This window comes from Mesorhizobium sp. M2A.F.Ca.ET.067.02.1.1 (genome assembly GCF_004023285.1).
In the GTDB taxonomy this organism is placed as follows: Bacteria; Pseudomonadota; Alphaproteobacteria; order Rhizobiales; family Rhizobiaceae; genus Mesorhizobium.
The window spans coordinates 36763-48108 of record NZ_RZSB01000006.1 but is presented as its reverse complement, the minus strand read 5'-3'; the positions used below and the strand labels follow the sequence as shown (position 1 = coordinate 48108).

The window sequence follows — 11346 nt, the reverse complement described above, 5'->3', positions numbered from 1 at the left end:
GAATATGGAGACGGCTCCGCGCAAGGCGGCGCCTTCACGACCGACCGGCCGGGCGGATTCACGGTGGCCCAGATCGCCCTGATCGAGAGCTTGGCGCCGGCAATCTCGGCAGCGCTCGAACCGGCGGCGATGCGCCACTCCATGCAGAGCCTGCTGGAGGTCTATCTCGGACCGGACCTGCCGGCCGCGTCGTCGTCGGCGCGTTCCGGCGCGGCGCCACCACGGAGATCGACGCGGCGGTAATGGTCACCGACATCAGAGGCTTCACCGGCCTCTCCGAACGGCTGGCACCCGATGCATTGCTGGAGACGATGGGTATGCATTTCGAGATCGTGGTCGACGCCGCGCGCGCCGAGGGGGGCGACGTGCTGAAGTTCATCGGCGACAGTGTGCTGTCGATCTTTCCGACCGAGCAGGACGGACGCGGCGGCGCCTGCGGGCGCGCGGTGCGCGGCATCGGGCGCGCCTTCGACAAGGCGAAGACGACCCTGCCCGACCTGCCGTTCGTCGCGGCGCTGCATATCGGGCCGGTGGTGTACGGCAACATCGGCGGCGTCGACCGGCTCGACTTCACGGTGGTCGGCCCGACCGTCAACTTCGCCAGCCGGCTGGAAGGAATCGCCAAGACGCTCGATCGGCGGGCCGTGTGCTCGGCCGAGGTCGCGCGCTCGATGCCTGCGGATGCGGTGCGCAGCCTGGGCAGACACGTGCTGAAGGGCTTTGCTGAGACGCAAGAGGTGTTCGAGCTGGTCACGGCTTGAGGCATTGGCGGCCAAGAAGCCGGAACTCGCTCGCGCCTGGATCTACGCCAGGCTTATCATCTTCCTGATCGCCGAACGCAGCGCCGGGCAAGTCCCGGACTCTTCCCTCTCTGGGCGCCAGCCGAACAGCGGCCAGCCCCTCGCGATGGCGCCTCGTCAAGCTGGCTCTAAGAAACGTCAGATCAGGCGGCTCTCGTGTTCGGCAAGGACGGAAGCATGTCTCTCATCCTGCCGAATTCGGATGATGCGCCGGTGCCGTTTGCGTGGGAGCTGTTGCTGGCCATTGCCAACCACTGCGACGATCCTGAATGGGTTTCGGCAACGATCGCCAGTAGTTCAGGTCGATCGCAGTAGGAGCCCTCAAGATCGTCGGCTTCTCCTGAGCTAAGCTTACATCTCCCATCCATTCCTTTATCTTTGCTGCCGCCCTCGGTTTTACGCGTTCTGCCGGACGGCGCTTTGCATCAATGACCCGCCCGCACCACTCACGCCCTTGCCGTGACCGTGTTGGTCATGACGGCGGCAGCTTATTCCGCCCGGCCTTTCGTCCGCGTCCTTCGGGACGAACAGCAACAGACGAAAGGAAAAAGACGATGGGACTCGATATGTATGGCTTCGCCACGGAGGAGAAACCTTGCTCTCCAGTGGATTTCACCGTGAGCGAGATGACCGAAATTCACTACTGGCGGAAGCATCCCAACCTGCATGGTTGGATGAGGCAGCTGTACCGGGCCAAAGGCGGCACGGAGGAAAGCTTCAACTGCACCAATGTGCAGCTCACAGCTGACGATCTATGGCAGCTCGAAGCCGACATCAAAGCAGATCGTTTGCCTCATACCGAAGGCTTCTTCTTCGGCGAATCGGATGGCACTGAGATGACAGATGATCTCAAATTCGTGGCCAAGGCGCGCGATGCCCTGGCGCAGAACCGGACGGTCTACTACTCATCATGGTGGTGATGACCGTCCTCGGCGAAGCCCGTCTGCCCGATGGGCTTCGCTGATACGCTGCGCAGTCAACTTTGAAGTAGACAGGGCGCGCCCCTTGCGGGTCAGGCTCTAGGCGCCCGCCCCGAGCCGCGGCTGCGTCTCGGCCCATCCGGGTTTCGATCCTTCGCGCAGAGCCAAGAGTGGCGCCGTTGCAATACGGAAAATCTTCCTGCAATCCAGAGGGCGCATGGTCCTAGAAACCGCTATTCATTTGTGTATCCATTGGCTACACTCCAGCGCCATGAAGGATGCCGGTCTCCGCATACGGGTTCAGCGCGAACTGCGTGAGAAATTCCTGGATGCCTGCCGGGCACAAGACAAGTCCGCCGCCCAGGTTATCCGCGAATTTATGCGCGTGTATGTCGCCGATAGCGGGCCGGGCAACGACGACGTGAAACGGGGGGAGCGCCCCACGCGCCGGGGAGCGTAGAGGGTGATTACCGACTATCATTCCAAATACATTGCCGTTGATCTCACGCGCCGCCGCTCTTCCGATAGCGGCGAGCGGCTCGCCGTGGCTGTGGCGGGCGCGCAGGTCGATATGAACCCACACCAGGTTGATGCGGCGCTCTTCGCGTTCGCGTCTCCACTTTCTAAGGGGGCATTGCTGGCCGACGAGGTCGGGCTCGGCAAAACGATCGAAGCAGGACTGGTAATCTCACAGCGGTGGGCAGAGGGAAAGCGACGCATACTCATCATCGCTCCATCCAACCTTCGCAAGCAGTGGCATCAGGAGCTGAACGAAAAGTTCTTTATCCCTTGCACCATACTTGAGTCGAAATCGTACAACGCTGCCATCAAGTCAGGCCACGTCAGGCCTTTTGATTGCCCCGATAGCGTAGTGATTTGCTCGTATCAGTTTGCGCGTTCCAAGGATATAGACGTGCGTTCCCATCCATGGGACTTGGTAGTGATTGATGAGGCCCACCGGCTTAGAAACGTCTACAAACCGGCAAACGTGATTGCGAACACGCTCAAGGGCGCGCTCGCCGAGCGGAACAAATTGCTACTTACCGCGACGCCATTGCAGAACTCGCTCCTTGAGCTTTTCGGCTTGGTGAGCTTCATCGACGAACGTGCTTTCGGCGACCTGAAGAGCTTCCGCGAGCAGTTCGCCAATCTGTCTCAGGAGCGTACTTTTGAACTTCTGCGCGAGAGGCTGAAGCCGATTTGTCATCGCACTTTGCGGAGGCAAGTTACAGCCTATGTCCCCTATACGAAGCGCCACGCCATCCTTGAGGAGTTCAGCCCTGACGAGGCGGAAGACCGCCTCTACAATTTAGTGACGGAGTATTTGCAGCGGGACAATCTTCAGGCGCTTCCAGCCAGCCAGCGCTCCCTGATGACACTCGTGCTGCGGAAGTTGCTGGCATCATCGACCTTCGCAATTGCGGGCGCGCTATCATCCATCTCCAACAGGCTTCAGAGCCGACTCGATAAGAGCAGACCGCCTCAATCCCTCACGGAGCAGCTTGACGACGACTACGAGGCCCTTGAGCAGACAGCGGAGGAGTGGCCGGATGACGATCAGGAGGAGCAGCTTACGGCGGCTGACCAGAGAGCACTAGAGATCGAGATCGCCGAACTACGGGAATTTGCAGCTCTTGCTACGTCGATCGAGCAGAATGCCAAGGGACACGCCCTGCTAAAGGCGTTGGAGGTCGGCTTCTCGAAAGCGCGGGAGTTCGGCGCGGAGGAAAAGGCGATCATTTTCACTGAGTCGCGCCGTACTCAATCCTACTTGCTGCGTGTCCTTGCAGACAGCCCGTTCGCCGATCGGATCGTGCTGTTCAATGGCATGAACACAGATGAAGAATCCAAAGCGATCTATAAGGAATGGCTGAGCCGTCACGAGGGCTCGGATCGAGTGACCGGTTCAAAGACAGCGGATATGCGCTCCGCTCTTGTCGATTATTTCCGTGAGCGCGGAAGGATCATGATCGCGACGGAGGCTGGCGCGGAGGGCATCAACCTTCAATTCTGTTCAATGATCGTGAATTACGACCTTCCATGGAACCCTCAACGCATTGAGCAGAGGATTGGCCGTTGCCATCGGTATGGCCAGAAACACGACGTGGTGGTCGTCAACTTTCTGAATCAGAAGAACGAGGCGGATCAGCGGGTCTACAAGCTTCTTTCTGAGAAATTTCAGTTATTCGAGGGCGTGTTTGGCGCAAGCGACGAAGTGCTTGGCGCGATTGAATCAGGTGTGGATTTTGAGAAGCGCATTGCTGACATTTATCAGCAATGTCGTCAAACAGATGAGATCAAAGTTGCGTTCGATCAGCTTCAGCACGAATTGAATTTGGAAATAAACGAGGCGATGACTCACGCCCGCCGGAAACTTTTTGAGAATTTTGATGATGAGGTTCGCGAAAAGCTGCGCGTTCGCAATCAAGACACTAACTTGCACCTCAATCGCTTCGAGCAGCAGTTGATGAAACTCGCGGCTCATGAACTAGCAGGCCAAGCCGAGTTCATCGACTCGTCTTCATTCCGCCTCAACCTCGTACCGAGCTGGGTCACTAGTGAAGGGGTTCCGACGGGCCTATATGAGCTACCGCGTCGAACCGGCGAGGCGCATCTGTTTCGGGTTCAACACCCGCTTGGCGAAGCCATCATCGACCGCGCGAAAACCCGCGAGCTTCCGGCGGCCGAGCTTGTCTTTAATTATAGCAACCATGAAGGCCGGGTCTCCCAGATCGAGCCGCTCGTTGGCAAATCGGGCTGGCTGGCTGCGTCCCTTCTGACAGTGGATGCTCTCGGCCAGAGCGAAGATCATCTAATGCTGGCAGCTGTAGGAGATGACGGAAGTTTCCTGAGCGACGAGGCCGCGACACGTCTGCTGACCATTTCTGGCTCCGTGGGCCCTCCGGCTTCACTGCCCGAGTCGATAGCGCCCCTTCTCGGCGAGTCGATCGGAGCTCAGCAAACCCGAATCCGCCGAACCATATCAGAGCGCAACGCACGCTTCTTCGAGCAGGAGGCCGATAAGCTGGATGGCTGGGCCGACGATCTTAAAGTTGGCCTGGAGCGCGAAATTAAGGAGATCGACCGTCAGATTAAGGAAGCCCGGCGGGCAGCAACAACGGCTTTAACTCTTGAAGAAAAGCTCGCAGGCCAGAAGGCGGTCAAGGCGCTCGAAGCTGAGCGAAACAGCAAGCGGCGAACGCTCTTCGACGCGCAAGACCGGATCGATGGTCAGCGCGCGGAGCTCATCGCAAACATTGAGAGCAAACTGGAGCAGCGTATCGCAGAAGAGAAGTTATTCGTAGTTCGATGGAGCGTGACCTGATGGTTGATCGCCCCGTCGAGATACTGGCTCTACCGCCGAAGCTTCATGCGCTATTCGACGGTCACATTACCAAGAAGGCAAATGGCGACCCCGAACAAAATGAGCGCGATTTTCTCAGCCGCGCGCTGTCCGCGTTCGCTGCGCATAAACTTGGCGGAGCGACGATACCAGAGGCAGCGCAGGCGATTGTTGATGGCGGAGGAGATGGCGGGATTGATGGCGTCTATTTTTCTCCTGCCAACAACACGCTCTGGCTCGTTCAGGGAAAATACATTCATGCCGGATTGACCGAGCCCGATCTGGGCGACGTCACCAAATTCAAGGCCGGGGTGGAATTTCTGCTCGATGGGAAGTTTGATGCCTTTGGAGCGAACCCTGCTTGGAAGAAATTGCTTCCGAATATCGCTGCGTACCTCAAGAACCCGTCTACCCGCGTCCGCGCCATACTATGCTATTCGGGTCTCGCGCTCATATCCGAAGATCGAAAACGGCTTTTTGAAGCTCTGCGCGTCAAGGTTTCCAAAGATGCCGAGGACGACTTTTTTGAGTTCAACTCGATCAATCTGACAACGCTAAATGACTGGGTGACGGGCGGCGGCGAGGCGCTCGGCGTCGAGAGCGTGGAGCTTGAGATCATTCGGCCCGGGCTGTTGACTCAACCGCACGAGACAATTTACGGCCTAGTTTCCCTCGCAAGCCTCGACGGGCTTCATAAGACGCATGGCAAGAGGCTGGTTGCCGCGAACCTGCGTGGCTTCAAGGGACGCACTGAAGTCAATGATGACATCCAGAAAACGGTCAACGAGGAAGCAAACCTCTTCTTCTATTTCAACAATGGCCTGACCGCATATTGCGATCGCCTGGAGCTGAACAATCTCGACCGGGCAAATGCGGAGCGGAAGCGTATCACCGCTAAAGGGTTTGCGATTATCAACGGCGCTCAGACCCTCGGCTCGATTGTTAAAGGGTTTGAGAGCGCGAAGGCCGACGCAAAGCCGGTGGGCTACGCGTTCATAAAGATCATCTCCCTTGAGAAATGCGAAGACGATAGGGCATTCGCCGATCGGATCTCGCGAACGGCAAACTTTCAGAACTATCTCGGTCTTAAGGATTTCGCGGCTGCTTATGAGTTCCACGAGCAGGTTGCGCGAACATTGCGGCCCCACGGCATCGGGTATCACTACAAGATTGATGAAGATACGCCAGCCAACGACGACATCGATTTTGACCTGGAGGAAGCGCTAACCGCTTGCGCCTGTCTCAAGAACACGAACGACTGCGATTTTGTTACGCGTGTTGCCGCAAATCGCGACTCCCTTCGTTCCCTGGAAATGGTCTTCCCGCCCGAGGAGCTCCTTCGGAGTCGGCATGAACGCGTCTTTCCGCCGAACCTGTCAGCGCGCTCGGTTTGGAGAGCGGTGCAAACGCAGCGCATCGTACTTCAGACCATGCAAGCGGCAGCGCGTGCGAGCGCCGGGGCTAGCAAATCCTTTTTTGGAAATGCACGGTGGCTTGTCCTGACCGCAATCTTCAACCGGCTCAAGCCTGACGAGGGAGAGGCGCTTGCCCTCTCGGCTGCTGAGGTAACTGCTGTCGCTGCCGCCGTGACAGACTATGCCGAAAAGCTGCTGGCGATCTGTGTCGCGAAGGGGTTCGCAAACTACGAAGCGTTGCCGGGCGGAGCACAAGCCTTGCGGACGCCTCGTGATTTTCAATCGGTGTTCAAAACGCAAGGTGACTGTCAGAACCTACTGGGAGCGCTGAAGGCTGAAATCTGGAAAACCACAAACGTAGCGCAGCCACAAGCGGCAGCGCAGCAGGGTAACAATGTCTAAAAAGCAGAAACTAGAACTCACCTGGATAGGGAAGGAAAACCGGCCTCGCTTGGAGCCGCGCATTCTTATTGAAGACCCGACAAAAACATATCATGCAGCGGCACGGGTCAGCGAGAGCGACCTGTTCGATAACTTGCTGATCCAAGGCGACAATCTGCTCGCGCTTAAGGCGCTAGAAGCAGACTATGCGGGCAAGATTAAGTGCGTGTTTATTGACCCGCCTTATAATACAGGAAGCGCATTCACCCAGTACGAAGACGGTATGGAGCACTCAATTTGGCTCGGGCTGATGCGCGACCGCATAGAGATTCTGCGACACTTGCTGACCGATGATGGATCGCTCTGGGTTACGCTCGACGATAACGAAGCGCACTATTTTAAGGTTATGTGTGATGAAATTTTCGGACGCGCAAACTTTGTGACATCGGTAGTTTGGCAAAAGAAGTATGCGCCGAAATCGTATTCAAAGCTTCTATCGAGTTCGCATGACTTTGTCCTAGTCTATGCAAAGAATATTGAGCTGGTTAGGTTGAATAGGCTTGGGAAGACGGAAACGCAGACCTCGCGATATACCAACCGCGACAACGATCCCCGGGGGCCGTGGAAGGCCGGGGACGTTCTCCGAAACGAGGTACGCGGCTACGCTGTGTTTCCGGTGAAGTTGCCATCTGGACGCGAGGTTTGGCCGTCCAATGGGACAAGCTGGCGCTACACCAAGGAAAAGTTCGAAGAGCTCATCAAAGACAATCGCATCTGGTTTGGTGTCAATGGTGATGCAAGACCAGCGATCAAGCGCTTTATATCAGACGTCAGCGACACGATCCCGGCCACAACTTGGTGGGAGTATAAGGAGGTCGGTCATAACGATGAAGCAAAAAAAGAGAGCAAAGAGCTATACGGAGCGGATGTCTTTGCAACTCCTAAGCCGGAGCGGCTGCTCGAAAGAGTGATTCACATCGCATCTGAACCGGGCGACATCGTTTTGGATTCTTTCGCGGGTTCCGGCACCACCGGAGCAGTAGCGCACAAAATGGGTCGTCGTTGGATTATGGTTGAGCTTGGCGATCATTGCACAACACATATCGTGCCCAGGCTTCGAAAGGTGATAGATGGCACTGATAATGGCGGTATAAGCAAGGCGGTTGATTGGATGGGTGGCGGTGGGTTCCGGTATTATGAGCTTGCTCCGTCCCTGTTAGAGAAAGACAAATGGGGTCGGGAGGTTATCTCCAAGGATTATAACTCGACCATGTTGGCGCAGGCGCTGTGCAAGCTGGAGGGCTTCACGTATGCACCGAGCGCCGATGTCTATTGGCAGCATGGCTATTCGTCAGAAAACGATTTTATCTATGTAACCACTCAGACGTTGAGTCATCAGGAGCTTGTGACTTTGAGCGAGGATGTCGGAAACCGACGTTCTCTGCTGATCCTTTGTTCTGCATTTCAAGGCAACTCGGAGAACTGGGAAAATTTAACTATCCGTAAGATTCCAAATCATATTCGCAGCCGATGCGAGTGGGGACATGACGATTACAGTTTGAATGTCGGCAATCTCCCCAAGGCGGAAAAAAAGGTAACTCCCCGCAATCCGCAGGCAAGTCTGTTCGACGAGGGAGATGCCATATGAGCAATCTCCGACATGTGAACGCCATTGCCAGTCGCCTGAGCCTACGCCAGCCGCAACGACGGAGCTTGGAACTCCTTGACCGTGTGACAGAAATTGTGGCTCCGAGAAGGTCCATCGACCTCGGCACCGCGTTAGAGATCATACGAAGCGAGTTTCCGGGCGTAACAGACTTCGAGCGGGAATTTCCGTCGCTGTGTTTTGCGCTTGCCACGGGTGTTGGCAAGACGCGGCTGATGGGCGCGTTCATCACCTACTTGAAGCTGGCCCACGGGATTAACAACTTCTTCGTGCTTGCGCCAAATTTGACCATCTATAACAAACTTATTGCGGACTTTACAGCAAACACGCCCAAGTACGTCTTCAAGGGCATTTCCGAATTCGCTGTTTCCCCCCCGGTTCTGACGACTGGTGAGACCTATGAGCGGCAGATTGCTTCTGGGGGACAGCTCTTCCCGACAACTATCAACATTTTTAACATCTCCAAGATTTCATCCGAGGTGCGCGGCGGGCGGAGCCCCCGCATCCGATCCTTCCGCGAGGAGATCGGCGAGAGCTACTTCGATTATTTGGCTAGCCTGCCTGACCTCGTTCTCCTGATGGATGAATCTCACCGCTACCGAGCGACAGCCGGGATGCGTGCTATCAACGAACTTCGGCCAGTTCTCGGTCTTGAGCTAACCGCTACACCGTTCGTCGAAACTGCGCGTGGACCTGTGGCATTCAGCAATGTGATCTTCGATTATCCGCTTGCGCGCGCCATGGAGGATGGCTTCGTCAAGGAGCCAGCCGTTGTCACCCGGCGGGACTTTAATCCGGCGGGTAAGTCGTCTGATGCCATCCAACTAATGAAGCTGGAAGATGGCGTTCGTCTGCACGAAAGCGTGAAGGTCGACCTTGAGACCTACGCCCGTGAAAATAGTGAGCGAATCGTAAAACCGTTCGTTCTTGTCATCGCGCGGGACACGACACACGCTGCTGAATTGATGAGTTTGATTCAGTCGAGCGCATTTTTCCAGGGGCGCTACGCTCAGAAAGTCATCCAAGTCGACTCCAGCGTCAAAGAAGAAGAAACGGTCGAGAAACTGCTCACTGTTGAGCACACCGATAACCCTGTCGAGATTGTCATCCATGTGAACATGCTCAAAGAGGGTTGGGACGTAACGAATCTCTACACGATTGTCCCACTTCGCGCCGCGAATGCGCGTACTCTGATCGAACAAAGCATCGGGCGCGGGCTGCGCCTTCCGTATGGCAAGCGCACGGGCGTGAATGCTGTAGATCGCTTGAACATTGTGGCTCACGATCGCTTTCAGGAGATCGTGGATGAAGCCAACAATCCCACGTCACCCATCCATCTTAAGCAATTGATTCTCGATGAGGCGGACCTGACACGTAAGACCGTTACAGTCGTGTCGGCCCCGACCATCCTTGGAAGCCTTGGTTTGCAAACTACTCAGTCCGCGGAGGGCATGTCGTCGGCTGGCCCCGCTCCCACACCAGCCTTCACGGACCCCGACGAAATGCGCGTTGCTCGCCTTGCATACGATGCTTTTCGAAAGCTCGCACGCGAACCTGATAAGGTGCCAAGCGTCTCGTATCTGTCGCGCCCTGAAGTACAAGAGCGGGTCATTCGCGAGGTGCGGAGCCAGTATCAGCCCGCGCAGATGGAGCTGGGCGGCATTGCGAAGCCCGCGCCTGATATTGGGGCAGTGATTGCTGCCACGGCGAGGCTTATGGTTGATCGCACCATCGATATCCCGCGTATCTCCGTCTTGCCGAAGGGCGAGGTCAAAGCGGGCTTCAGACCGTTTACGCTCGATTTGTCAGGAATGCAATATGCCGCCCCCAGTGAAGAGTTGTGGGCAAAACACCTTCGAACCGATCGGGTCGATATCATCGGCTTGTCACAAGGCAACCTGCTCGAACTTCGTCTCGAAGACTATGTTGTCAGCGGATTGATTGATTTTCCGGACGTCGCCTACGACGACAATGCCGACCTGCTTTATGACCTCGCAGCGCAGGTAGTGCGGCACCTGCTCACGTACCTCACTGAGAGTGACGCCGGGAAGGTGCTCTCGCTGCACCAGCGCGAAATTTCACGCGCGGTTCATGCGCAAATGCAGAACCATTTCTGGAAAGACGATGCGGTCGAATATCACTACGAAGTGCGGCAGGGCTTCACCGAGTTGAAGGAGAGCGCCTACACCGCGCTGCGTGAAGCACCACTCGATTTTCGAGTTCCGCCTGCCGACAAAAGTAACATGGCCCGATATCTGTTTGGTGGCTTCAGCAAATGCCTTTCAACCGTATCGAAGTTTCATTCTGACTCGGAGCGCAAGCTGGCCGTTATCCTTGAGAGAGATGCACAAAAATGGCTGCGTCCGGCCAAGGGGCAGTTTCAGATGTTTTACCGGAGCGGCAGCGATCACCTTGAGTACCAGCCGGATTTTGTCGCCGAGACTGATGACAGCATCCTTATGCTTGAGCCAAAAATGGCAACTCAAACCCAAGACAAGGATGTGCTGGCCAAGCGTGACGTTGCTGTTCAGTGGTGCGCAACTGCCAGTGAGCATGCGCGAACTTATGGGGGGAAGCCCTGGCGGTATGTTCTGATTCCGCATGATGCAATCGCGGAAAACATGACGCTCGACTTCCTGACGAAACAGTATTCATAACGCGCCGAGTTGCGGTCGGTTTGCGCTGGTGACAGGCTCGGATGGGCGAGCGAGCCCCCAGCGTTTCTGGTTCAAAGAAGAAGTACTCGGTTAGACGCTACTCTATAGCAAATCACGAAATCACGGCCAGTACCTGTGGGATAACTTCAACTTACACCGGGTTG

At 56.3% G+C, this 11346-nt stretch carries 7 protein-coding genes and 1 pseudogene; all 8 read left to right on the top strand.

Annotated features, from left to right (window positions below):
* Positions 1-243: pseudogene (locus EOA28_RS39910) on the top strand (hypothetical protein); the annotation flags it as partial.
* Positions 243-761, top strand: a complete 519-nt coding sequence (locus tag EOA28_RS01925) for an adenylate/guanylate cyclase domain-containing protein (RefSeq protein ID WP_245501453.1) — start codon at positions 243-245, stop codon at positions 759-761. The pseudogene EOA28_RS39910 and the gene EOA28_RS01925, both read left to right, overlap by 1 nt.
* A 216-nt stretch (positions 762-977) precedes the next feature.
* A complete protein-coding gene (locus EOA28_RS38605) occupies positions 978-1115 on the top strand; it encodes a hypothetical protein (protein ID WP_189341896.1) in 138 nt (45 codons plus the stop codon).
* Between the two features lie 239 nt (positions 1116-1354).
* A complete protein-coding gene (locus EOA28_RS01920; protein WP_128314500.1) occupies positions 1355-1720 on the top strand; it encodes a phosphoglycerate kinase in 366 nt (121 codons plus the stop codon).
* Between the two features lie 463 nt (positions 1721-2183).
* Entirely contained in the window at positions 2184-5045 is a 2862-nt protein-coding gene (locus EOA28_RS01910) for an SNF2-related protein (RefSeq protein ID WP_128314498.1), read from the top strand.
* Positions 5045-6880, top strand: coding sequence for an AIPR family protein (locus EOA28_RS01905; protein WP_189341895.1), 1836 nt, complete (start codon positions 5045-5047; stop codon positions 6878-6880). The genes EOA28_RS01910 and EOA28_RS01905 overlap by 1 nt, the downstream gene beginning before the upstream one ends.
* Positions 6873-8507: a site-specific DNA-methyltransferase gene (locus tag EOA28_RS01900; RefSeq protein WP_128314496.1), complete on the top strand. Its 1635-nt coding sequence runs from the start codon at positions 6873-6875 to the stop codon at positions 8505-8507. Before EOA28_RS01905 ends, EOA28_RS01900 begins: the two co-directional genes overlap by 8 nt.
* A complete protein-coding gene (locus tag EOA28_RS01895) occupies positions 8504-11182 on the top strand; it encodes a DEAD/DEAH box helicase family protein (protein ID WP_128314495.1) in 2679 nt (892 codons plus the stop codon). Before EOA28_RS01900 ends, EOA28_RS01895 begins: the two co-directional genes overlap by 4 nt.
* Positions 11183-11346 lie beyond the last annotated feature (164 nt).

Coding starts and splice junctions, on each gene's coding strand:
- EOA28_RS01925 (WP_245501453.1), top strand. CDS start 243: ATGGTCACCGACATCAGAGGCTTCACCGGCCTCTCCGAACGGCTGGCA.
- EOA28_RS38605 (WP_189341896.1), top strand. CDS start 978: ATGTCTCTCATCCTGCCGAATTCGGATGATGCGCCGGTGCCGTTTGCG.
- EOA28_RS01920 (WP_128314500.1), top strand. CDS start 1,355: ATGGGACTCGATATGTATGGCTTCGCCACGGAGGAGAAACCTTGCTCT.
- EOA28_RS01905 (WP_189341895.1), top strand. CDS start 5,045: ATGGTTGATCGCCCCGTCGAGATACTGGCTCTACCGCCGAAGCTTCAT.
- EOA28_RS01900 (WP_128314496.1), top strand. CDS start 6,873: ATGTCTAAAAAGCAGAAACTAGAACTCACCTGGATAGGGAAGGAAAAC.
- EOA28_RS01895 (WP_128314495.1), top strand. CDS start 8,504: ATGAGCAATCTCCGACATGTGAACGCCATTGCCAGTCGCCTGAGCCTA.